General features: G+C 64.2%; 20 protein-coding genes. 10 read left to right on the forward strand and 10 right to left on the reverse strand.

The features are described from left to right. Nucleotides 1-148 precede the first annotated feature (148 nt). Nucleotides 149-823 carry a TetR/AcrR family transcriptional regulator gene (locus tag ACFRJ8_RS13150; RefSeq protein WP_377986607.1) on the forward strand — a complete coding sequence of 225 codons (675 nt, stop codon included), beginning with the start codon at nucleotides 149-151 and terminating at the stop codon, nucleotides 821-823. A gap of 226 nt (nucleotides 824-1,049) precedes the next feature. Beyond that, nucleotides 1,050-1,664 carry a hypothetical protein gene (locus ACFRJ8_RS13155; protein ID WP_377986608.1) on the forward strand — a complete coding sequence of 205 codons (615 nt, stop codon included), beginning with the start codon at nucleotides 1,050-1,052 and terminating at the stop codon, nucleotides 1,662-1,664. A gap of 180 nt (nucleotides 1,665-1,844) precedes the next feature. Here ACFRJ8_RS13155 and ACFRJ8_RS13160 read toward each other — a convergent pair whose 3' ends face one another. Together ACFRJ8_RS13160 and ACFRJ8_RS13165 are read right to left on the reverse strand one after the other, a co-directional pair. Then, nucleotides 1,845-2,366, reverse strand: a complete 522-nt coding sequence (locus tag ACFRJ8_RS13160) for a class I SAM-dependent methyltransferase (protein ID WP_377986609.1) — start codon at nucleotides 2,364-2,366, stop codon at nucleotides 1,845-1,847. Between the two features lie 90 nt (nucleotides 2,367-2,456). Further along, a complete protein-coding gene (locus tag ACFRJ8_RS13165; RefSeq protein ID WP_377986610.1) occupies nucleotides 2,457-3,530 on the reverse strand; it encodes an NAD(P)/FAD-dependent oxidoreductase in 1,074 nt (357 codons plus the stop codon). Between the two features lie 121 nt (nucleotides 3,531-3,651). On the opposite strand from ACFRJ8_RS13165, the gene ACFRJ8_RS13170 reads away from it, so the two are divergent. After that, the gene (locus tag ACFRJ8_RS13170) at nucleotides 3,652-4,236 is read left to right on the forward strand and encodes a helix-turn-helix domain-containing protein (RefSeq protein ID WP_377986611.1); all 585 of its coding nucleotides are present in this window, start codon (nucleotides 3,652-3,654) and stop codon (nucleotides 4,234-4,236) included. Between the two features lie 646 nt (nucleotides 4,237-4,882). Here ACFRJ8_RS13170 and ACFRJ8_RS13175 read toward each other — a convergent pair. Next, nucleotides 4,883-5,872 (reverse strand): EamA family transporter, encoded by a 990-nt coding sequence (locus ACFRJ8_RS13175; protein ID WP_377986612.1) that lies wholly within the window; start codon nucleotides 5,870-5,872, stop codon nucleotides 4,883-4,885. Nucleotides 5,873-5,945: 73 nt separating this feature from the next. Between ACFRJ8_RS13175 and ACFRJ8_RS13180 the strand changes: the two genes are divergently transcribed. From ACFRJ8_RS13180 to ACFRJ8_RS13190, 3 genes are all read left to right on the forward strand, one after another. Further along, nucleotides 5,946-6,854: a LysR family transcriptional regulator gene (locus ACFRJ8_RS13180; RefSeq protein WP_377986613.1), complete on the forward strand. Its 909-nt coding sequence runs from the start codon at nucleotides 5,946-5,948 to the stop codon at nucleotides 6,852-6,854. 338 nt (nucleotides 6,855-7,192) lie between these two features. Beyond that, nucleotides 7,193-7,783 (forward strand): histidine phosphatase family protein, encoded by a 591-nt coding sequence (locus ACFRJ8_RS13185; protein ID WP_377986614.1) that lies wholly within the window; start codon nucleotides 7,193-7,195, stop codon nucleotides 7,781-7,783. A 109-nt stretch (nucleotides 7,784-7,892) separates the two neighbouring features. Continuing rightward, nucleotides 7,893-8,756 (forward strand): alpha/beta fold hydrolase, encoded by an 864-nt coding sequence (locus ACFRJ8_RS13190; protein ID WP_377986615.1) that lies wholly within the window; start codon nucleotides 7,893-7,895, stop codon nucleotides 8,754-8,756. A 1,830-nt stretch (nucleotides 8,757-10,586) separates the two neighbouring features. Here ACFRJ8_RS13190 and ACFRJ8_RS13195 read toward each other — a convergent pair. Together ACFRJ8_RS13195 and ACFRJ8_RS13200 are read right to left on the reverse strand one after the other, a co-directional pair. Beyond that, nucleotides 10,587-10,973, reverse strand: a complete 387-nt coding sequence (locus tag ACFRJ8_RS13195) for a VOC family protein (protein WP_377986616.1) — start codon at nucleotides 10,971-10,973, stop codon at nucleotides 10,587-10,589. 102 nt (nucleotides 10,974-11,075) lie between these two features. Then, on the reverse strand, nucleotides 11,076-11,888 hold the full coding sequence (locus ACFRJ8_RS13200) for a hydrolase (protein ID WP_377986617.1): 813 nt from the start codon (nucleotides 11,886-11,888) through the stop codon (nucleotides 11,076-11,078). A 404-nt stretch (nucleotides 11,889-12,292) separates the two neighbouring features. Between ACFRJ8_RS13200 and ACFRJ8_RS13205 the strand changes: the two genes are divergently transcribed. Together ACFRJ8_RS13205 and ACFRJ8_RS13210 are read left to right on the forward strand one after the other, a co-directional pair. Next, complete coding sequence (locus ACFRJ8_RS13205) at nucleotides 12,293-12,943, forward strand: alpha/beta hydrolase (RefSeq protein WP_377986618.1); 651 nt, start codon at nucleotides 12,293-12,295, stop codon at nucleotides 12,941-12,943. After that, nucleotides 12,940-13,974, forward strand: a complete 1,035-nt coding sequence (locus ACFRJ8_RS13210) for an LLM class flavin-dependent oxidoreductase (RefSeq protein ID WP_377986619.1) — start codon at nucleotides 12,940-12,942, stop codon at nucleotides 13,972-13,974. The genes ACFRJ8_RS13205 and ACFRJ8_RS13210 overlap by 4 nt, the downstream gene beginning before the upstream one ends. A gap of 212 nt (nucleotides 13,975-14,186) precedes the next feature. Here the strand turns inward: ACFRJ8_RS13210 and ACFRJ8_RS13215 are convergent, their stop codons facing one another. Beyond that, nucleotides 14,187-14,765, reverse strand: a complete 579-nt coding sequence (locus ACFRJ8_RS13215) for a GNAT family N-acetyltransferase (RefSeq protein WP_377986620.1) — start codon at nucleotides 14,763-14,765, stop codon at nucleotides 14,187-14,189. Between the two features lie 174 nt (nucleotides 14,766-14,939). Beyond that, nucleotides 14,940-15,116, reverse strand: a complete 177-nt coding sequence (locus ACFRJ8_RS13220; protein WP_377986621.1) for a hypothetical protein — start codon at nucleotides 15,114-15,116, stop codon at nucleotides 14,940-14,942. 1,069 nt (nucleotides 15,117-16,185) lie between these two features. Between ACFRJ8_RS13220 and ACFRJ8_RS13225 the strand changes: the two genes are divergently transcribed. Continuing rightward, nucleotides 16,186-17,217 (forward strand): NADPH:quinone reductase, encoded by a 1,032-nt coding sequence (locus ACFRJ8_RS13225; RefSeq protein WP_377986622.1) that lies wholly within the window; start codon nucleotides 16,186-16,188, stop codon nucleotides 17,215-17,217. Nucleotides 17,218-17,322: 105 nt separating this feature from the next. Here the strand turns inward: ACFRJ8_RS13225 and ACFRJ8_RS13230 are convergent, their stop codons facing one another. Next, nucleotides 17,323-17,871, reverse strand: a complete 549-nt coding sequence (locus ACFRJ8_RS13230; RefSeq protein ID WP_377986623.1) for a TOPRIM nucleotidyl transferase/hydrolase domain-containing protein — start codon at nucleotides 17,869-17,871, stop codon at nucleotides 17,323-17,325. A 122-nt stretch (nucleotides 17,872-17,993) separates the two neighbouring features. Here ACFRJ8_RS13230 and ACFRJ8_RS13235 point away from each other — a divergent pair, with 122 nt between their 5' ends. Beyond that, nucleotides 17,994-18,302 (forward strand): MmcQ/YjbR family DNA-binding protein, encoded by a 309-nt coding sequence (locus ACFRJ8_RS13235; protein ID WP_377986624.1) that lies wholly within the window; start codon nucleotides 17,994-17,996, stop codon nucleotides 18,300-18,302. Between the two features lie 74 nt (nucleotides 18,303-18,376). On the opposite strand, the gene ACFRJ8_RS13240 is transcribed toward ACFRJ8_RS13235, so the two are convergent. Together ACFRJ8_RS13240 and ACFRJ8_RS13245 are read right to left on the reverse strand one after the other, a co-directional pair. After that, nucleotides 18,377-18,961, reverse strand: coding sequence for an HhH-GPD-type base excision DNA repair protein (locus ACFRJ8_RS13240; RefSeq protein ID WP_377986625.1), 585 nt, complete (start codon nucleotides 18,959-18,961; stop codon nucleotides 18,377-18,379). Nucleotides 18,962-19,074: 113 nt separating this feature from the next. Further along, complete coding sequence (locus ACFRJ8_RS13245; protein WP_377986626.1) at nucleotides 19,075-21,240, reverse strand: transglycosylase domain-containing protein; 2,166 nt, start codon at nucleotides 21,238-21,240, stop codon at nucleotides 19,075-19,077. Nucleotide 21,241: the final 1 nt, after the last annotated feature.

Here is a 21,241-nt window from a genome sequence, read left to right on the forward strand (position 1 = left end):
GTGCGCCACAGAAACATACGTCGTATGGAAGTTAAACCATACAACGTATGGAATGGACACCGCAATGCCGAGCCGTGTGGGCGATCTTCATTCCCCCTGCGGCTGAGGCCATTTTTCATACACTGTATGAATCTGATAGCGTCCACGTATGGACAAGACGAAGAGCTCCCCGCGGGGTACCAGGAAGAGGGAGGTGCCTCTGACCGAGGTCGGCATCTACGCCGCCGCCCTGCGGCTTATCGACGCGGACGGGGTCGAGGCGCTCACCATGCGCAAACTCGCGACGGCGGTCGACGCGAACCCGATGTCGCTGTATCACCATGTGCCGAACAAGGCCGCCGTGCTGCGCGGCGTGGCCAGGACGGTCGGCACCCAGTTCCGCACCGTGACGCTCGAGGACGCTCCTTGGCAGGAGCGAATCCGCCAGCTCGCCACGGATTTCCGGACGCTGGCGCACCGCCACCCCAAGCTCATGGGCTACTCGTTCAGCCACCAGGCGGACTTCATCCAGCCCGAAGACCCGTTCTTGGTTGCGCTCACCGCGATCCTGGACGCCGCAGGGGTGCCGCAGTCGGAGATCCCGCAGTTCACCGCTCTCGGGGGTGTCGTCATCACCGGTGTGGTCACGGCCGAACTCAACGGCGCGCTTCACCGGTGGTCGAGCCTGAAACCCCCCACTGTCGGCGAAGACGGGCTGACCCCTCCAAGCCACGACGTCCGCGTCTTCCGCCTGACGCTGGACACGATCATCATGGGCCTGGAAAGGCAACTGGGCGCCGAAGGTGACTTCCAGGGCGCGACCATTGATTGTGCAGTCCTGTAGCGTTGCCGTCTGAGTCCGCCCGTGGTCGGGCGGCCTCAGGCAGCAATGCATGAGAGGGGCATCCTTGACTTCCGCAAAAGGCCCTCTCCATGCGGCCGCTACAGATGCGCTTCCAATCTTTTCCTGAGCCTGCCGCCGTCATGGGGGCTGAGTGCGGCACCAATCTTGGCTAACTCTTGGATTCCTTCCGCACCTATCCTTTCCAACGGATTCCTACCGTTGAACCATGAAAACAAAAGCAGCCCTCGCGCTCTCCCTCACCGGCATCCTTCTCACCGGATCTGCCGCTCTCGCCGCCAACACCCAGACCCTCAGCAGTTCCACTACGGGTACCAGCGACGACGCCAGGAACGTTCTCGTCACGGACGATTCGGCCACCAGAACCGCCGCCCCCGCACCGGCCAGAGTCGTCCCCAAGGCGGCACCGAAGGCGGCAACCAAGACCAGCGACCATGCGAAGGCCGACGATAAAAAAGCAGCAGCAGTCAAGAAAGCCTCCAATCCCGCCGAACCAGGCGACGACACCGGCGGGACCCGAGCCACGCCCGAACCGGGTGACGGCCACGGAGGGCCGGTCTCGGGTCAAACGTCCACCGGCAACGGCAGGACCGTTGCAGCAGAACCGGGCGATGACAAAGGCGGGCTGCGGACAACGCCCGAACCCGGTGACGACAACGGCGGTCGCCGGCAGGCACAGGCGCCCCGGGCGGCCCAGGCAGGCGATGACAAGGGCGGGCTGCGAACGACGCCCGAACCAGGCGATGACAAGGGCGGACTCCGGAAGGCGCCGGAACCGGGAGATGACAGCGGTGGCCATGGCGGCCGCGGCAGCGACGACTGAACCCTGACCTGGCTGAACGTCCAGCAATCCTGCAAGCCCCTCCCCAAGGCGGTGCTCCTGTATCTGACGTACAGGAGGGCCGCTTTTTGGTTCCGGCCAACTGCGTGGACACCATAGAGGCGGGCACCAGTCTTGGACAAACCTTGGATCTCCCCGGCGTCATTCGTTTCCATGGCCGTCCTACAGTTGAGCCACCCAGACGGTCCGGGTGGCGCGGGGTTCGAGCTGAACGTCATCGGGGAACCGTTCCAGCAGATCTTCCACGGAGTCGCGGTCGTCCGCGGTCAGGGCTGCCAGGTGTGAGAAGCGCGCGAACCACTGTTTGGCGTACTCCCGTGCGGCCGGGGTCACGGGTGCAATGGTTGTCACTTCGGACTGGGTGACGCTGAACCCGGCGGCCTCGATGACCGGCGTCCAGTTCGGGTGGTGGTTCCACCCTTCGGCCGCCGCGGCGGTGTGGCAGCGTTGCTCCAAAAGCGCATCGCGCGGATGGCCAAGAAAGCGGGGCAGGGCGGCGAGCTCGACGACGACCAGGACCCCACCGGGCGACAGTACCTGGCGGACTCCCGAGAGGAGCTGGGCGGGGTGGGTGACGTGGTGGAGTGAGGACGATGCCCATACGAGGTCAACCAGGACTGCATCCGCCGTCAAAGAAGAGCCGGAAAGCGTGGGGAAGCCGTCGTCGAGGTCCGCCTCGATCACGGCGAAGCCCTACTTGCGAAGCAGCTCGAGCATCTGCAGGTCGCTGCTGGTGCTGGTGGTCGTTGTGCCGCGACGGGTGGGGCTGGTGATTCATGCTACTTGCCCTTCTACTGTGGACGCAGGGCCCGTGTCGGTAACTTTCTGACCCTCTTCAAGGTCGTGGCGTCGGTGACCGATCACGATCTTGGAGACGGCCGCTTCCGAGGCGGGGGAGAAGGGGCCGAAGCGCCCCTCAACGGCCCATCGGGTTTCCTCTTCGATGAGGTCGGCGTTGATCCTTGCGCCGGTCATGACACCCTCGGCCGCCGCGGTGATCACCTGAGCCATTAGGTTGGAGACATTGCCCGCCGCATACACGCCGCGGACGGCTGTCGCACCACCCATATCGCCGGCCTCGATGAACCGTCCGGCCCCCGACGGGTGCACCTGGGAAGTTAGCCCGAGCGATTCCAGCAGCGCGGATCTGGCCTCCATCCGTGCTCCGACTGCCAGGGCCTGCAGGTCGAACGTGCGACCCTGGCGGAGCGTGAGCCCCGTGAGGACGCCGTCGACAGCGTCAACGGACGCCACGGCGCCGTCAACGACCGTGACGGAGCGGGCGGCGAGCTTGTCCCACTCCTCGTCAGTGGGTTGCACGGTGTCGTTGAGGAAGAGGGTGACATCCGGGGACCACTGCCTGAACAACAGTGCTTGATGGACTGACAGTGTGCCTGTGCCCAGCACTCCAATCCGTTGCCCGCGGATTTCCCAGCCATGGCAGTAGGGGCAGTGCACAACACCCTTTCCCCATTGCTCCTGCAGCCCGTCGACGGGAGGCAGTTCGTCCGTCAAGCCAGTGGTGACCAGGAGGCGCCTGCCGGAGAACCGGCGGGCGTCTCCGAGGATCACCTCGAACCCGTCGGGGGTTCGCCGTGCCGAAACGGCTTCGCCGTCAATGACCTTGCCTCCGTAGGAGAGCACTTCACTGCGCCCGACGGACAGAAGTTCCCCGGGGTTCATGCCGTCCCTGGAGAGATATCCGTGCACACCCGCCGCTGGTGCATTCCGGGGTGTTCCGGAATCGATGACCAGCACCGAACGCAGCGCCCGGCCCAGCGTCGTGGCCGCGCTGAGACCCGCCGCGCCGCCGCCAACAATCACAACGTCATACCGTGTGGTGTCCATACTGATTTGCCCTTCGATGCATATTAGAAGTTCGCCGCCAGCGTCCGTGTGCGGTTACAACAGCTTGTGTCGCATCGCCCAGGTTTGACAAAACATTTTGCCGATATGGCAAAATCGAAGGATGGCAAATGACCTAGACAATGTTCTCGGGGCGGTTGGCCCCCGGCTTCGGGCACTTCGTACGGAACGGAACCTCACTCTCGGAGAGGTCTCCGCCGCTTCCGGGGTATCCGTTAGTACTCTGTCTCGCCTGGAAGCGGGCCAACGTAGGCCAAACCTCGAAATCCTGCTGCCCCTCGCGAGGTTGTACGGTGTTCCCCTCGATGATCTGGTCGGCGCCCCGCCGACCGGGGACCCGAGAATTCATCTGCGCCCCATCACCCATGGCGGCATGACGGCCGTTCCGCTCACGCGGCGCCCAGGCGGACTGCAGGCCTTCAAGATGGTGCTCGACGGCGAGACCCGCCGGGGAGAGCCCGACCCGCGCGTTCACGAAGGCTACGAATGGCTTTACATCCTCAATGGACGATTGCGTCTGGTGCTGGGCGACAAGGACTTCGAACTCCGCCCTGGCGAAGCCGCGGAATTCGACACCCATACACCGCACTGGTTCGCCAGCGCTGACGGCAGACCCGTCGAGTTCATCAGTCTGTTTGGACAGCAGGGAGAACGGATGCACGTACGCGCACGGCCAACGCCCTCATAGCCGAAGAAGTCCGATGGCGCACCCACTGGGACTCAGTACTCTCAGCGTCGCTAACGCATCTTCTGTCCGCTGGTCTGGCGGCTCCTTCTCTTGACGTGGGCAGCGGTGTTGCTGCTTACTCCCTCATGGCGGGGAGCGCTTGGAGCTGCATGACTTGCGGTCCGCCTAGGTTCCCGTGAGGCGAGAGATGACCGGGCCAACATAGACAACCCAAACGACTGTCCCAGCGGCGATCAGTACCAGGAGAATGCCGACGCCCAAGAGCATCAAGGGAACATTTTGACGGTTCCAGACGGGCCGTTCGCGTTTTAGTGACATCGTTGGCACCTCACTGTTCGGGGATACTTTGGCTGCCTTTCATGTATGAATGACGCCATTGGTACAGTGCCATTCCTCTTGCGTCGAAAGGTCATGCCACTCGCGACAGACGCTCCAATAAGTCGCTCCGGCCGTCGAGTCCGGGGATACCCGGGTGTGAATAACAGTGGGCTCAGTGACTGTGTTCAGAAGTACGGATCGTCTGTGAGATTGCTGTGAGAAAGGTTGCTGAGTATGTCAACTTGATGCAGGACCGGAGTGGCGGCCTCATTCAATGCCACCTACTCCGTTGTAGGGCCCCTGACCAGGAGCGAGACTGGCCGTCTGGTCAACGCGAGTTCTCGGACGGTCTTCCACTGGCTGATTTCTGCAGTCGCTGAGGGTTTTGTTCGTCGGCGTCTGCGAGCCGCACGCCACTGGCCGAAGCGGGGCCCGGTCGTTGAATCGGCCCACCACCTCTGGTGAGCACCGCCGTCGCCACTCCTCCCAGCAGGAGCAGTCCGCCAGCCACTTCAGTGGCCGATGGCACCTCCTGCAGGGCCAGCCACGCGGCACTCATCCCCACGACCGGCACTAGCAGCGTGAAAGGGACCACGGCCGACGGCGAGTATCTCGCGAGCAGCCGGTTCCAGATCCCGTAGCCCACCAGCGAAGCGAAAACCGCAGTGTATAGCGCGCTCAGGACAGTGGCGGGCTGGAGGTCTCCGATCGTTGCGGTGATGGCATCGGGACCATCGATGATCAGGGAAAGCCCGGCGAGAGGGAGCGGAACCACCGCACCCGACCAGACCACCAGCCCCAGCCCCGAGGCCGCCTTGGCTTTGCGTGCAACCACGTTGCCCACAGCCCAGGAAAGCGCCGCGGCCAGCACAATGAGGAACGGAAGTAGCGGGGCAACGGCACTGCGGCCCACCGCCACTACCGCCAGGCCGGCGACGCCAAGTACGACGCCGGCCAACTGACGTCCGCTGGGCCGCTCGCCAAGGAACACGCCGGCCAACAGAACCGTAAGCAGAACCTGCGCCTGTAGTACCAGGGAGGCCAGGCCAGCCGGCATGCCCAGGGCCATGGCCAGGTACAGCAGCCCGAACTGGCCGGCGCTCATGAAGAGTCCGACGCCGACGATTGCTGCCCAGCCGACATCGGGCTTGCGCACGAAGAAAATCCAGGGGAAGACCACCAGGACAAACCTCATGGCCACGAACAGCAACGGCGGAACGTCGCGTCCGTTGGTGTGGAGGCCCAAGTCGATGGCCACGAAGTTTAGGCCCCACAAGACAGCGACGAGGGTGGCAAGCAAGGAATGGCGAAGGTTCACACTCCTCACCCTGACAGAGAGAAGAATGAAGCACCAGCGTTGATTTATGCCGCATAGCATGTACGTTTGCTTCATGATAGACATCGGAGCGCTCCGTGCGCTGGCAGCGATTGAGCACCATGGTTCCGTCATTGCAGCATCGGAGGTGATGGGCTTCAGCCCGTCGGCGGTATCGCAGCAGATCAAGAAGCTGGAAAAGCAGACTGGCTTCTCGGTCCTGGAGCGGCACGGCCGAGGGGTGCTGCTGACTGAACGCGGACTTGCCTTGGCCGCTTATGGGCGCCGCATTCTCGCCGAACTGGAAGAACTCCAGTCCACGCTCCTGGCCGATCCCGCCAAACCGTATGGGCGCTTGAAGGTGGTGTCCTTCTCCACTGCGTGCCGGGGGCTGGTGGGGCCGATGCTGGGCATGCTCGCTTCCTCCGGAACTGACCTGGACGTCACGGTGCTGGCTGAGGACCCCCGTCAAGCGGTGGCACGTGTAGCCGGCGGGGAAGCCGATGTCGGCATCGTCCACGACTGGAACTCCGTCCCGCTTGTGATTCCAGAGCACGTAATGCTCGAGTGGCTTTGCGATGACATCGCGGATCTTCTGGTGCACCGCAACCATCCCCTGGCAGGAAAGGAGGAGGTGGAAGCTGCCGATCTGGTTGATGAGCGGTGGATCAGCACGCCGCACGGCGCCATCTGCAACGAGGCCCTATTGCGGATTTTTGCCGATCTGGGACGTGTCCCGGATATCCAGGTCTACGATCCGGACTTCGCAACCCACATCGCGCTGGTGGAGCAAGAGGTCGTGGTGGCGCTCGTGCCTCGTCTCGGCAGGCCCGCACTGCCCGCGGATGTGATCGCGGTACCGGTGGTCCATCCCGTGCCGGCTCGTCATGTGGGGATGGTGCACCGCAGGACCATGACCGAAAGCCCGGGCATTCAGCACCTTGCCGGCCTCCTGCGCAAAATTGCGGGCCCAGCTGCGAGCTAGAGGCAGTATCCGGCAGCGGATTGGGCAAACCTTGGGAAACCCTGGCGGGACGCCCCGCAGTGGCCAGTCTCAGTGATTTCTCAGCACAGCGGGGCAACGTTGTTAATACGTCAAACTTGCATGGATTCCGCATCTGGGTAGGAGGGATCATGCCGAAATCAGGAAAAGCTGCGCGTTTTTCTGTGGCCGGACGGGTGCGGTGCGCCGGGGCCGGCGAAATCGGCGTTGTCGGTGTACCCCACCGTCTGCTTTGTCCTGGCGAGGGCCTCTGCCTTCACGGACGGCCTTACGGCCGCGCGGTTGTGGTGCGCCCGCACATTTTTCCGTCCGTCTCGAGCATGGAGGGCGCCACCGTAACGACGTTTGCCCTTGTCCGCCATGGCCAGACGGACTGGAACGCGGAGCGGCGGCTAATGGGATCCACCGACATTCCGCTGAACGACGTCGGCCGCCGCCAGGCGCGGGACGCCGTCGCCGCCCTGTCTGGCTACGAGTGGGATGCGATCGTGTCCTCGCCGCTGAGCCGTGCTGCCCAAACTGCCGACCTCATTGCTGCCGGGCTGGGGCTCAGCGTGGCCCGGCGCGTGCCGGAACTCGCCGAGCGCAGCTTCGGACCCGCGGAGGGCCTGCAGCCCGGACCCGAACGGGACGCACTGCGCATCCCGGGTGGATTCCGCGGCGCCGAGAGCAAGGAAGCGACAGCACGCCGCGGGTTGGCCGCGCTGGAAGCGCTGGCCGTGGAGTTCCGGGGGTGTCGCGTCCTGGCCGTCAGTCACGGCACGCTCATCAGGGCGAGCCTGAGCCGTGCCATCGGCCAGACCCTGCCACATATCGACCCCGCCGCGCTCAACTTGGCCCACCATGCCGTCGACGGCTGGCAGGTCGAATACGTTAACGGCGAGCCGGTCATGGCTGGCGCCCACGGCTGACAGGCATCGGCCCTTGTACCGTTTCCGCTTCTGCAAGCCGATCCTTTCAATCCAACGCATCGCGCCCATCGAGGGTTAGGTTTCTCGTTTTATGCGGCATGCTAAGGAAATGTTTGAGGGTTTCGAAGAAGAACGCATCGATGTCGGCTTGTCCAGGCTGTTTGTCAGACACGGCGGTGAGGGCCGGCCCGTCCTGTTACTTCACGGGCACCCGCGTACGTCCGCGACGTGGCATCGGGTGGCGCCCCAACTGGTGAACGCTGGATTCCGTGTCATCTGCCCAGACCTCAGAGGCTATGGACGGTCAAGTAAACCGACACTCACGGCGGACCATTCAGCTCATTCCAAACGGGCTACCGCTCAGGACATGCTGGCCCTCATGTCGGCCCTGGGGCACGAGCAGTTTGCCCTCGTAGGACACGACAGGGGCAGCTACGCCGCCCTGCGCCTGGCACTTGATCACCCGGAGGCGGTATCCAAGCTCGCGCTGCTCGACTGCATCCCGATCAGCGAGCACTTGGCCAGGGCCGACGCGACGTTCGCCACTAAATGGTGGCACTGGTTCTTCTATGCTCAGCCCGAGATTCCCGAGCGTGTCATCATGGCCGACCCCGAATGCTGGTACCACGGAAGCGCCAGGGAGATGGGTCAGGAAAACTACGATGAGTGGCGCCAGGCCATCCACGACCCCGATACGGTGCGAGCCATGCTCGAAGATTACCGAGCCGGTCTGACCATTGATCGCCAACACGAGGAGGCCGATCGACAAGCAGGCAGGAAGGTTACAGCGCCCCTGTTGCTGCTCTGGTCACTGCGTGATGATCTGGAAGACCTCTACGGTAATCCGCTTAAAGTCTGGGAAGCCTGGGCTTCGGATGTCAGCGGGCATGGGATTGACTCGGGGCATCACATGGCAGAGGAGGCTCCCAGTGAGCTTTCCGCCGCCCTGATCAAATTCCTCCAATTGCCGTGACCGGCCGCCTCTGGACCGCACTCCCAGGCAGCTGACAGGACCAGTAACTACAGTGAGCAATTCCGTGGTGTGGGCCGCCGGAACCTGCCTCCTTGGCCAAGACCAGGCTCCGGGATTGTGCCGCCAGCCGACATTGTCGGCTGGCGGCCCAATCAAACGGACCGACGGAATTGACTACCAAATGATCTGCACTTGTGACCCGACATACGGATCAGGCACGTCGTGCAGAGGTCAGCTCCCGGAAGGATCGGGCCAATTTCCCACCCGACGCCTGGACAACGGCACCAGGACTCCTCCTGCGAAATGGGCATCGTAGACGTCGCGTCGTACAAATGTAAGCATGATTTTTCTTCTCCTGATTGAGTCTTCAGGCACGGTTGTGCCCATGGTCGCTGGCTGCCGCGGGGCGCGGCAGGGGCGACCTGGTCAGTCAGGTGAAGAGCCAGGAGGGAACGCTTGATTTTCAGGCAGGTCCCAGTTGTGTCCGAACGGTTGGCCCGCGCCCGGGGGATCGCCGGTGAGATCGTCGTACGTCGGTTCGGCCGCTGCTTGAGCCCCGTTTCCGCCTCCAGGACCGGTGGCCAGCCCGCTGACTTCCGCCGAAGAAAGGGGTGGATGTACCGGGCCGCCGGAACCGTTCCCGGGCAATAAGGCTGCGCCTCCCGTCGAGCCAGATACTTCCGCCGAGGGCGAGCCCAGGAGCAGGGACGGGGCCATGTAAGTAGGAGTTCCCACGCTGGCGGAGTCCGGGGCAGAAGTTAGTGGCAGCCCAGCGGGGCGAGTGGTCCCAGCTGCGGCCGCGGGTGAAGGAATAGCCGTTGTGGTGGCAGGCGAAGCGCCAGCCGTACGTACGAGGCCTGATGGCCGGTCTGCAACGACGCCGGGGTCCGGCAACGCGGCGGACGGAGCCGGAAGAGGCACCGTGAGTGCGGGGAGTGGCGGTCGGTCTGCAACGACGCCGGGGTCCGGCAATGCGGCGGACGGAGCCGGAAGATGCACCGAAAGTGTAGGAAGTGGCGGTCGGTCTGCAACAACGCCGGGGTCCGGCAATGCGGCGGACGGAAGCGGAAGACGCACCGTAGGTGCGGGGAGTGGCGGTCGGTCTGCAACGACGCCAGGGTCCGGCAATGCGGCGGACGGAGCCGGAAGATGCACCGTACGTGAGGGCAGAACGGTAACCTGCGGCAATGTCGCAGCGGGCCCTGCCGCTACAGCACCAGAGATGTCATCGACCGCAGCAACGACTGCCCTGGCCACCGCACGGGCTGGCGCCGCTGCCGCTGTGGCATCAGGAACAGCCAAAGAAGGTGCCGTTCCTGCTGGGCCGATCAGCGGCAACCTAGCAATCGGTGCCAGCGTCTTCGCTGCCTGCGGCGGTGCGATGTCTGCAGGTGAGGACGCAGAAGGAGTGGCATCGATCCCCGCCTCGGCCTGTGCGGATGTGGCGCCCAAGACCAGCCACGCCAAAGCGGCTAGCGCGGGCATTATCACTACGCGCAGGTAGACGCCGGTGCGGTGATGAGGTTCTGGAGCCAACCGGTTCGCCCCCTAGCGGCCGTTGCGCGTTCCTTACCAAAGATTCGCCCAGCTTAGGACCGCATCTTCTCTGTTGTCTAGAGAATGAGCCGGCTAGAAGGAGCAGATCCCTGAAAGTCTGTACGCCGGGGCAGGTTTCGCGAACCATGCATCGGGCGCAGGTTTTGCTAGTTGACGACATAGGCGGATCTTCGGGCGGTTCCAATCAAGCAGATCTGGCAGCAACTACGGCGCTCCGCTCCCGGAAGGTAGGGCGAGCTGTCAAAGGCGGTCGTCGGCGTCGTCCCTAGGACTTCATCCACCACCCGAGCCGTACGGACGCGTGATCGCCTCGAGGAAATGCCCGTCCGGATCCGCGAAGTAGACGCCGCGTCCGCCGTCGTTGTGGTTGATCTGCTGCGGGCGGGACCGTCCCGGGTCCGCCCAGTAGGGAATGCCCTGGGCCTTGATCCTCGCGAAGATTCCGTCGAAGTCCTCCTCACTGACCAGGAAGGCGTAGTGCTGCGGGGAGATGGGACGGTCCGTCGTGGCGAAATCGAGGGCCACTCCGTGCTCGAGGGGCACGGTCATGAAAGACCACATGGCCTGGGGTTTCGGCAGTCCGAGCACGTTGGCCAGGAACTCCGCCGAACGGCGCTTGTCCGTTGCGTAGACGATGGTGTGGTTGAAAGTGACCGTCATGGTGACCCTCCTCGGGTGTTTCGTCTGCGACCCACTACGCCCAGCGCCGTTCAGGTTGAACCTCTGCTCGATTCCAAACTGACGCTTACGGAGAATGGACGTTCAGGTCATATGGTCGAAGTCTCCTCGTGCCCAAGCAGCGTGCCGTTGGGCGGAATCGTGCAGGATGGCCTGGGCTCCGGACGCGATGACGTTGTTGAAGTTGCCGTAGATCCGGTCGAACTTGAGCTCCCCCAGCTGCGCGGCAATCCGCAACGCCACCGCGCCCGATAGCGGCAAATGATTCGGGTAGCTGCGCATGAAGGAGATGGAGCGTCGGTCTGGATTCGGATACACGCTGTCACCGGTGAGCAGTACTCCTTTGCCGTCCGCTCCTGCAGCCCAGTGCACCACCGCGCTGCCCGGGAAATGCCCGCCGGTCTGGTGGAGGGTCAACCCTTCGGCAATCGTTTGATGGCCGGACCAGTATTCGATGACAGTTTCGTTGCGCCCCAGCCATTGCCGGTCTGCGTCCGCCACAAGGACAGGGACGCCACCGAGCTGATGTGACCATTCGACCTGCACACCAAACATGTGCGGATGGCTGGCGGCGATCGCCAGGACCGGGCCCCGGTCAAGCACTGCCTGCACAGCGCTGTCATCGACATATCCGACCGGATCCCACAGCAGCGAACCCTCGGGTGTCACCACGAGCTGAGCGGTCTGGCCGATCCCGACTTTTGGCTCTGTCTGGATCCCGACAAGTCCCGGCTCGTTCTCCTTCAACGCTGTCTGCTGGCCCTCCTGCGCCAGCCCGTCCAGTGAGAGCCACTTTTGTCCGTCCTCGGGCACATACTGCCGCTCGTCGGCACAGATCGGGCAGACCTCCGGGGTAGGTTCGTCTCGTTCGACGGCGCAGGTCGCGCAGATCAGCATGGTCTGCCCCTTCTAGGCGTCATGTGTCCTGCTTTCCGCGTTCTCCACCTTCGGACGCAGGCTGACGTGCCCAGCCTATGGCAGGGGAAAGTCTCCTAGGAAGAGAGATCCCTTCGGTGTCTGGTTGTCGGGGATTCCAAATGTCGCATGCACGAATTCCAGACCCACGCCGGCCCGGGAAGGCGAACCCGCGCGACTTGGCGCCCGGGGAGCCGGGAAGGCGCGAGTTCGGATCAAATAGTTGAAGCTGCAAGTAATCCGTGTATCGTTGATCCCAGTGAGCTGCCCGCTGCCGTGCTTGTGGCCGGTGGCGGCTGTTCGTTCCATGCCGTCCTCCGATCTCCGCGGCCCACGAGCCGCACCCCGGATCCCGGATTCCCTTGACCCAAGGAGCTGACCCTCGAATGACCACCACACTGCGCGACGTGCGCTCGCAAAGTTGGACCGCCGATGCCGTTCCCGATGCGGTGGCACTTTTACTGCACGGCTTCGGCTCCACCGAGCACGACTTGGGCTCGCTGGGCCCCGCGCTAGGATTGAGCCTGCCTTGGGCATCCCTGCGGGCTCCGATTGAGCTCGGTAACGGCGGCGCGGCATGGTTCTCGATCACCACGCCCGGAAACCCGCCGGCCGGAGCTGTGGAGAAAGCAACCGACGCTATCTGGGCCTGGGTCGAGGCAAACGTGGACCCCGGCACCAGCATTGTGCCCATCGGATTCTCGCAGGGAGGGCTCATGGCTAGCCAGCTGCTGCGGACGCGACCCGAACGGGTGCTGGCCCCCGTAGTGCTGGGCGGATTCGTCCTGGGCGCACCACAGCCGGGCGACGAGACACTGCGCGGCAGCCGACCGACCCTGTTCTGGGGCCGAGGCTCAGACGACCGGGTCATCGCCCCCGCGGCGATTATCCGAAGCAGCGAGTACCTCCCACAGCACACCTCGCTGATCGAGCGGGTGTATCAAGGACTGGCACACGGCATCAATACACCCATGCTCGACGACGTACGCGACTTCCTTGCCATTGAGGTCGGTTCTCAAGCGGTGGCACCCGCATGAGCGCCTCCGTCCCCTTCGAGATCGGCATATTCACCTTCGGCGAGCTCACCCGCAACGCTGAGGGGAAGCCGATGGATGCAGGTGCGCGCACCCGCGACATCCTTGAATGGGCAAGGGTGGCCGACGAGGCGGGGCTGGACGTCTTTGGCGTCGGCGAGCACCACCGGGAGGACTTCGCGGTGTCCTCGCCCCCGGTCCTGCTGGCTGCAGCGGCCGCGCAGACCAAGAGAATCCGCCTGACCAGCACCGTCACGGTCCTCTCGAGTGCCGATCCGGTCCGAGTCTTCGAGGACTTCGCAACGCTGGATCTCATCAGCGCCGGACGCGCCGAAATCACCGCCGGACGCGGCGCCTACCTGGAGTCCTTCCCGCTCTTCGGCCAGCCGCTGGAGCGCTACGACGAGTACTTCGAGGACCGGCTCGAGCTGCTGCTGCGGATCCGCGACGAAAACCCCGTCACCTGGAACGGAACCACCCGCCCACCGCTGACAAATGCGGGAATCTGGCCGCGCCCGGCCCAGTCCGTCCTGCCGATCTGGGCTGCGGTCGGCGCGACGCCTGCCTCGGCGGTGCGTGCCGGAAGGCTTGGATTGCCGTTATACCTTGCGATCCTGGGGCGCCCGGAGGGGTTCGGACCCCTGGCTGAACTGTATCGGCGCTCGGCGGCGCAGGCAGGCCAGATGCCGGGGCGGATCGGCGTGACTTCGCATTTTTACGTTGAGGAGACCTCGCAGGGAGCGAAAGACACGTTCTTCCCGCACTATTCCTCATACATCCACCAGAACATGCCGCGCACCGGCCGGCTCGATCGCGCAGGCTTCGAGGCCTGGGCGGCCCCGCGCGGTGCGCTCTTCGCTGGCAGCCCGGCGGAAATCGTCGACAAGATCCTTTGGGAGCACGAGATCCTAGGCCATACCCGCTTCCTCGCCCAGGTCGGCTTGGGCGGCCTGTCGCAGGCGGCGACCCTGCGCTCCATTGAGATGCTGGCGACCGAGGTGCTGCCCGCTGTCCGGGCTGCGCTGAAGCAATAGGGACACCTCAGCGACATCCGAACAACGACAAAGTGGTGCTTGACCTGCTCCGCGCCTTGCTGCCTCTGCGGGAGGTGTCGGTCCCCGCGGGCGAAGGATCCGGAGCCAGGTGACGGGGGACAGGCCCGCGCGGGAGGCGAGGTTGAATCCCTCAGGGTCGATCGCGGACCTCGCTGCGGGGTCTGTACGTCCGGCCGGCTGATGCCGGCGGGTCACTGGCGACGAAGGCGAGAATCGTCAGCCTCCCATTCATCTCGGGTGATCGCGTATTCGACGTCACCGTGCTCCTCGCCGGGAACGGACACCGGCCACTCGGCGACGAAGGCCCGCACAAGGCGCATCCCGGACTTCTCCATCAGCCTTCGGGAGGCCGTGTTGACTGCCATGGTCGAGGCCACAACCCGCTGCACCCCGAACTCCCTGAACCCCTTGGCGATCAGCGCCCGCGATCCCTCCGTCGCGTGCCCCTTTCCCCAGGCCGCGTGGCGCAGCCGGTAGCCCAACTCCGGCTGATCCTGTGGATCGTCGGTGCGCGGCCGGAAGTGGAACCAGCCGAGGAATTCCCCGGTCCTCTTCTCGAGCGCGGCCCAGAACCCGTAGCCGGGATAGCGCTGGTAGTAGTCGAGGAATGCAGGGAGGAAGTCGTCTTCTATCTCGCCCCGGGAGGTGGGGATACCGCCGGCGACGTACCGCATCACGCGCGGATCGCTGTCCAGTTCCACGAGTAGTTCGGCATCGTCGGAGGTGAACTGCCGGAGTAGGAGCCGTTCAGTCTCCAGGAAGGTGAGCATGCAGAAATTCTCGCACCGGGGGATGTAGTTCGAGTCCCACCTCGGGGCACAACATACCCTCGTCCGAATTGTCTGGTTATCCGCAACCGTCCGCGATCTGGGGTGGCATTGGGTTCGATTCGGGCCGGTGCGGCCCACGGGACAACGCTTCGCGGGACGGATTTTCCCTTGTGGCTAGGCAGCCAGTGCGGTGTCGAAGAGGCGTTCGGCCAGCCGGAGCAGGTGTGCGGGTGCGTCTGTTTCCTCTCCGTTTCTTCCATGTCCGAGGAAGATGGCGGTGCCGCTGACGGTCTCCTCGAGATGTAGGCCTGCTTCGCGGAGCAGCACTTCGGCGCGGAGATTCAGGGGCAAGGGAATGCAATCTGCCTCGTCGTTTAGATATACAAGCCAATCATTAAAAGTGACTGTCTCGACATTTCCTTCAACTAAGGATTGTCCTGAGACCAGGCGCGTGTCGATCTTTTCGGCGCGAATGGGCTGGCTGAGGCGGCACGGGATAATCAGGGCGATGCGTATCGACCGCAAGGCGGGTCCTTTCTGTGTCTGAACGTCTGGAACTCTGGAAGGCTCGAAATGCTGTCCACCGGGGATTCAACCAATATCGGGTCAAAGCATTATGAAGCGACCGGTATGGCGCGCTCTGTGTGCATTGAGCCGTGAGGCGCGATTTTGAATTGACACCATTAGTGTCTTGGGGTGCCCATCCGTGTTGTCCCCGTGCGCGTTCGTGACGACGGGCCTACTTGCGGTGGTGGACAGCAGGCCCGGCGCATCACCTCTGGTTTTTACGCGGCTTTGTAAACAGAGTTTCGCTGGTTTCGGCTTTTGCCCTTTTCTCAGCTCTCTTTTCGCGAATCAACTTTCCCGACTTTTTGACACTGATATTCCTGTGAGACTTTCCTGGCAATGGAATCACGCCTTTCTAAACGCTACTTATCCATCACCATACCCACTTATATTTTTAAAGCCAGTCCACGGGGGTTAGGCCAACACTGGCGCTGAGGTGGACGGGAAAAGGGACCCGAAAATTGTGTAGTCGAACCACGAAATAACTCCAGTGCATGTCGCAGATGAGTTCCAACACCCTTGGTGAACTGGACGGGATCGGCCAGCCTCCGCAACAGGCGGCACTTCAGCGCGCCGCCGGCTGTCCTCGGCGACCGGCGGCGCAGGCTCAGCCTCGAAGCCGGGTTCGATTCCGACATCGTGCAAAGGGCCCCGGATTCGTGGACCGCCCTGGCCTTGGTCGGAGCCGAAGTCGGGTGCTCCCTGACGGTTTCTTCGGGGCTGAGAACGTGACCGACCCGCATGTGCACTCCTGCGGGAATCGTCGGCACACGACAGGGTGCGCCCCCTCTCACCCGCATCTGGTCCGGCGCCCGGCGGGAATTTTCGGTCCGGGCCGGCGTTAGGTTTGAGTATGAAAGCAATCGTTTACCGTGCCACCGGTGATCCGTCTGTTCTTGAGCTCGTTGACCGCGAGATCCGCGACCCGGGACCCGGGGAGGCGCGCGTGCGGATCATGGTCTCCGCGGTGAACCCCACCGACTGGAAGTCGCGCCGCGGCGCCAAACCGGGCGAGCCCTTGCCCTTCGCGGAGGTCGTGCCGAACCAAGACGGCGCCGGTGCAGTGGACGCCGTCGGACCCGGCGTCGAGCATCTCCACGTCGGTGACAGGGTCTGGCTGGCCTTGGCCGCCTACCAGCGCGCCGACGGCGGGACAGCGCAGGAGTTCGCCGTCCTGCCGGCCGAGCGGGTTTTCCCGCTGCCGGAGAATGCCGGGTTCGACGTCGGCGCAAGCCTGGGCGTTCCCGCGATCACCGCCCACCGGGCCCTGACCATCGCCGAGGACGGCCCGCGACGGCTGCACCCGGGGGCCTTGGCCGGCAAAGTGGTTCTCGTCGCTGGAGGGGCCGGCGCCGTGGGCCATGCGGCGATCCAGCTCGCCAAGTGGGCCGGCGCCGCCGTGATCACGACCGTGAGCGGCCCAGCAAAGGCTGCGTTGGTCACGGCCGCCGGCGCCGATCACGTCATCAATTACCGGGAAACCAACGCGGCCGCGGTGATCCGCCGGATCGCTCCCAACGGCGTCGACCAGATCGTGGAGGTGGCACCCGCGCAGAACGCGGAACTTGACCTGGCAGTGATCCGCAATCGCGGCTCCGTCGCCGTCTACGCGAACAACGGCGGCGATCAGATGACCCTGGACGTGCGCAGGCATTTCAGCCTCAACGTCCGCTACCAGTTCGTGCTGCTCTACACCGTTGGCATGGCGGCGGTGCACGCCGCTGCCGAGGACATCAATGCGGCCATCGCCGACGGCGCCCTTCCGGTGGGAGAGGCCGCGGGCCTGCCGCTGCATCGCTTTGACCTGGCTGACACGGCTGCGGCCCACGCGGCGGTGGAAGAGAGCGTCGTCGGCAAGGTGCTGATCGACGTGTCAGCGGGCTAGCCGATAACGCTTCGGGAGCCCCGCGAGGGTCATCACGAGAGTCACCAAGCGGTTGAAGCCGCGAGACTGAGCGGGCCGTCCGGAGTGCGCGCGGCCCGCGGTGGATCACGGTGCGAATGATGCAACGAGGCGGGCGAGCGGCGGAGGCGCATGTCCGGCGGGCAATGCGTCGATTAGCAGTGGCGCGTATCGGACCTTGTTACCGCTGCGTCCGCCGAAGAACCGGCGCAACTGCGCCGTTATGGGCCGCTCTCGCAGTGACGGCTGGCGTTGGAGGAGCCGGAAGGACGTAAGCTCGCCTTGAGCCGCGATGACGTTGAGCACGGCATCGATCCCGAGGCAGCGGATGAGTTCGTCCTCTAGATCGGCGTGACAGACGTGGAACCCAAGCTCGGCCAGCGAACCGGACCCGATGCCTGCCCGGCCGAGAGCGCGGGCGATGCCACGAGATTCCCCGGCGTCGCACAGGCCTAACAACCGGTGGCCTGCTCCATTCGGGCCGTAGCGGTCGAGGAAGTGCACGATGCTGGTCGCGCCTCCCATCGGTACCACCGTCACCTGCAAGGCTGCCAGGTCATGGCCACGGCGAAAGGCCAGCGTCTCGACCGCCAGCCGGTCACTCTCGCCCTCAACCAAGACCGTCGTCGCCTGCATGGAACTAGTATGTCGGAAGCCCGGCCGCGGCCGCTCCCGACCGGCGCCGTTGGGACGTTTTCGAAGTCTTCCGAGACAGGACTGCCATTGCCTGGTCAGGGGCTCCGGTGCCACAGTGAACCATGGCCACAGAGGAAGATGTCCGGCAGATCTGCCGTGGCCTGCCGGGGGTTAGCGAGCGGTCCAGTTGGGGCCAGCCGGCGTGGTTCGGGAAAACCCTGATGGCACGCATCTGGGAAGATGGCGTCCTCACCGTGAAAACCGAGGAACGGGAAGCACTTGCAGGGACTGGCCCCGGCACCTACTTCTGGACGCCCCACCACGAACGGTCGCCGAAACTGGTGCTGGTCCGTCTGGAAGGGATCGACGTCGAGGAACTGGACGAGCTGCTGCAGGAGTCGTATCGCTTGGCTGGGGGAGCGGGCAGGTAAGCGCCGGGTCATTGCCGGGATCCGCCCAACAGTTCAGCGAGTGTTTCGGAACGCCTTGGGTCGTGCCCTTGGTCTCAGCCCTCGGACGCTTTCGCGGCTTTGATGGCGGCCTTGGCGGCCTGCTTGTTGGCGCGCACTTTTTTCAGCGACTCGGGGTCCACGATGTCGGCGACAGAAAGAAATGCACTCTCCTCGCCGTAGGGACCAGCAGCCTCGCGCCAGCCTTGGGCCTGGAGTCCGCATTGCTTGCCGAGTAGTGCGAGGAAGATCTTTGCCTTTTGCTCTCCGAAGCCGGGCAATTCCTTCAGCCTGCGCAGCACTTCCTGTCCGTCAGGGTGGTCCTGGCTCCAGATGGCAGTTGCGTCCCCATTCCAATCGCGCTGTACCGTCGCGGCGAGGTCCTGGACGCGGCCGGCCATGGAGCTAGGGAAGCGGTGGATCGACGGACGCTCCTTGAAGATCTCAACGAAGCCCGCCGGGTCATATTCGGCGATTGCGGCAGGAGCCGTGGATCCGATGCGCGTCCGGATCTTTTCGGGTCCGGCAAACGCAGACTCCATGGTCACCTGCTGGTCAAGCAGCATGCCGACTAGGAGCGCGAACGCGTCATTGCTGAGCAGTTGGTCGGCGGCGGGGTCGCCAGTGATGTGCAGTTCCATGCGCCCATCCTCCCACCTGCTCCGTGCCGCGTCATGACACTACGACAGCAGGGCGTTGCCGTCCACCCTGTGAATCGGAAACCTTCGTTCCGGGACGGGTGCGTCATGGAGTGTCATCGCGGGGGACGCGGGGGAGGCGTGGTCATGGACTTGGGCGGCGCGGGGAAGGCCACGGCGGGGTAGAGTCCGGCGACCTTCAGCATGTAGTTCGCCCACTGCGGGCCGGCGAGCATGTACCCGTCAATGGCCTTGTAGAACTTGCCGTTGACGGTGATGTTCCGGCCGGGCCGCTTCTGGCCCTCGAGGGTGTCGCCGAAGAAGGAAGCGGTGGCGAGGCCGGAGGTGTAGCCGGCCACCCAGGTGGCGCCGTTGGTATTGGAGGTGCCCGTCTTGGCCGCCGTCGGAAACCGGTCCTGGACCTTGGGTTTGATGTAAACGCCTGACCCGCGCTTGAGCACGTCCTGCAGCACGGCGTTCACACCGCGGGCGACCTCGGGCTTGATCGCACCATGGCAGGCGCTGGTCTGGGCCGGCAGCTTCTGTCCCGCTGCGTCGGCTACTGCCGTGATCGCAATGGGGGTGCAGTATTTACCGTCGTTGGCGAAGGTGGCAAACGCGTTGGCCAGATGGAGCGGCGCCACGCCGATGGCACCGAGCAGGTTGCCCAGCTGGTGCATATTCACCGGGGCGTTGTCCACGCCGCTGTGGATCCCCACGGCGTCCACCATCTTCTGGATGCCGCAGAAGTCCAGCTGGGCGGCCTCGGCGAAAGTTGCCGTGTTGATGGAGTTGTAGAGGCCGTAGTTGACAGGCATCTTGCGGTAGTAACCTTCATCGTTGTTCTGCAGGTCATCCGCGGCGCCGAGGGCTCTCTGCGCCGTGCTGTAGGCGCCGAGGACCTTTCCACAGCTGGACTTCCAGGGGAAGCCCAGCGGATAGGTCCGCCGGGAGGCGTCCACCATGGCGGTCAGGGGTTTGCCCTCGTTGAGCCATTCGGCGAAGGTGAACGGTTTCATGGTGGACCCTGGCTGGAACCCGCCGGCACCGTTGAGGTCGTTGCCGTTGGCATCCTTGGAATCGACGTTGAAGTTCAGCTGGGTATCGAATTTTCCGGGCGCCGGAAGAAAGACGGTGTTTTGAGCCATGGCCAGGATCTTGCCGGTTCCCGGTGCGATCGAGACCAGCGCGGCCCCCCATTTGTCCGGGTTGGCACCGGCTGTGGCATTGACCTGCGCCTGCGCCGGACCCTGCAGCCTGCTGTCCAGGGTGGTCCTGATGGTCAGTCCGCCGCGGAACAGCTTCCTCTCACGCTCGGCAACATCCACGCCGTAGGCCGGGTTGTTGAGGATGAGGTGGGAAACGTAGTCGCAGAAGTACGGTGCCATTTCCGCTGCCGCGCAGCCCTGCTTCGCGGGAGCGATCTTCAGCTTGACGCTGCTGGCCGCGGCGGCGTCATGCTCAGCGTGGGTGATTTTGCCCTGGCTGAGCATCGCCGCCAGGACCTGGTTGCGCCGCTTGACGGAGTTGTCCGGATGGACGGACGGATCATAGAAGGTGGGGCTGTTTACCAGCCCCGCAAGCAGGGCAGCCTGAGGCAGGGTGAGGTCCTTGGCCGTGGTGCTGAAGAAATGCCGCGCCGCGGCTTCGATGCCGTAGGCGTCCCGGTTGAAGAACACGATGTTGAGGTAGCCCTCGAGGATCTGGTCCTTGGTGTGGTGCTTCTCCAGTTCGATGGCGAGCTTCATCTCGCGCACCTTATAGCCGAGGCTCTTCTGCCCGCTGAGGACGACCTGATCGCCCCGGTCCGCCGACAACAGGGACTCATTGACCACGTTGGTGACGTACTGCTGGGTCAGCGTAGAGGCGCCCTGCCGCCCCCCGCTGGTCAGGTTGGATCCCAGCGCCCGGAGAATCCCCTGTGGGTCCACACCGGCGTGCTCGTAGAAGCGGCTGTCCTCGATGGCGACAATCGCATCCTTGATGTACGGCGACATCTGGCCCAACCCGACCTTCACACGGTTCTCCGCATAGAAGGTGGCGATTGTCTTCCCGTCCGCGCTCAGTACTTTGGTTGTTTGTGACGGCGAATCAACCACTAGCTCGGAGGGGAGGCCATTGAAGAAGGTGATCGAAGTCCTGACCGCAAGGCCGGCAGCCGCGACGCCGGGGACCACCAGGCTGGCGACCAGCACCCCGCAGACCGCGCTCACAGTCAAGAACCCGAGGACCCTCCAGAGGGCCGCGGCCAGACGGAACCTTTTTCGGTTCTTCGGCGCCATT

The sequence above is a fragment of the Arthrobacter sp. NPDC056886 genome (assembly GCF_042788715.1).
GTDB lineage: Bacteria > Actinomycetota > Actinomycetes > Actinomycetales > Micrococcaceae > Arthrobacter.

Excerpts from the sequence above, each read along its gene's own strand:
- ACFRJ8_RS13150 (WP_377986607.1), top strand. The coding sequence starts at position 149 with ATGGACAAGACGAAGAGCTCCCCGCGGGGTACCAGGAAGAGGGAGGTG.
- ACFRJ8_RS13155 (WP_377986608.1), top strand. The coding sequence starts at position 1,050 with ATGAAAACAAAAGCAGCCCTCGCGCTCTCCCTCACCGGCATCCTTCTC.
- ACFRJ8_RS13165 (WP_377986610.1), bottom strand. The coding sequence starts at position 3,530 with ATGGACACCACACGGTATGACGTTGTGATTGTTGGCGGCGGCGCGGCG.
- ACFRJ8_RS13170 (WP_377986611.1), top strand. The coding sequence starts at position 3,652 with ATGGCAAATGACCTAGACAATGTTCTCGGGGCGGTTGGCCCCCGGCTT.
- ACFRJ8_RS13180 (WP_377986613.1), top strand. The coding sequence starts at position 5,946 with ATGATAGACATCGGAGCGCTCCGTGCGCTGGCAGCGATTGAGCACCAT.
- ACFRJ8_RS13185 (WP_377986614.1), top strand. The coding sequence starts at position 7,193 with ATGGAGGGCGCCACCGTAACGACGTTTGCCCTTGTCCGCCATGGCCAG.
- ACFRJ8_RS13190 (WP_377986615.1), top strand. The coding sequence starts at position 7,893 with ATGTTTGAGGGTTTCGAAGAAGAACGCATCGATGTCGGCTTGTCCAGG.
- ACFRJ8_RS13195 (WP_377986616.1), bottom strand. The coding sequence starts at position 10,973 with ATGACGGTCACTTTCAACCACACCATCGTCTACGCAACGGACAAGCGC.
- ACFRJ8_RS13200 (WP_377986617.1), bottom strand. The coding sequence starts at position 11,888 with ATGCTGATCTGCGCGACCTGCGCCGTCGAACGAGACGAACCTACCCCG.
- ACFRJ8_RS13205 (WP_377986618.1), top strand. The coding sequence starts at position 12,293 with ATGACCACCACACTGCGCGACGTGCGCTCGCAAAGTTGGACCGCCGAT.
- ACFRJ8_RS13210 (WP_377986619.1), top strand. The coding sequence starts at position 12,940 with ATGAGCGCCTCCGTCCCCTTCGAGATCGGCATATTCACCTTCGGCGAG.
- ACFRJ8_RS13215 (WP_377986620.1), bottom strand. The coding sequence starts at position 14,765 with ATGCTCACCTTCCTGGAGACTGAACGGCTCCTACTCCGGCAGTTCACC.
- ACFRJ8_RS13225 (WP_377986622.1), top strand. The coding sequence starts at position 16,186 with ATGAAAGCAATCGTTTACCGTGCCACCGGTGATCCGTCTGTTCTTGAG.
- ACFRJ8_RS13230 (WP_377986623.1), bottom strand. The coding sequence starts at position 17,871 with ATGCAGGCGACGACGGTCTTGGTTGAGGGCGAGAGTGACCGGCTGGCG.
- ACFRJ8_RS13235 (WP_377986624.1), top strand. The coding sequence starts at position 17,994 with ATGGCCACAGAGGAAGATGTCCGGCAGATCTGCCGTGGCCTGCCGGGG.
- ACFRJ8_RS13240 (WP_377986625.1), bottom strand. The coding sequence starts at position 18,961 with ATGGAACTGCACATCACTGGCGACCCCGCCGCCGACCAACTGCTCAGC.
- ACFRJ8_RS13245 (WP_377986626.1), bottom strand. The coding sequence starts at position 21,240 with ATGGCGCCGAAGAACCGAAAAAGGTTCCGTCTGGCCGCGGCCCTCTGG.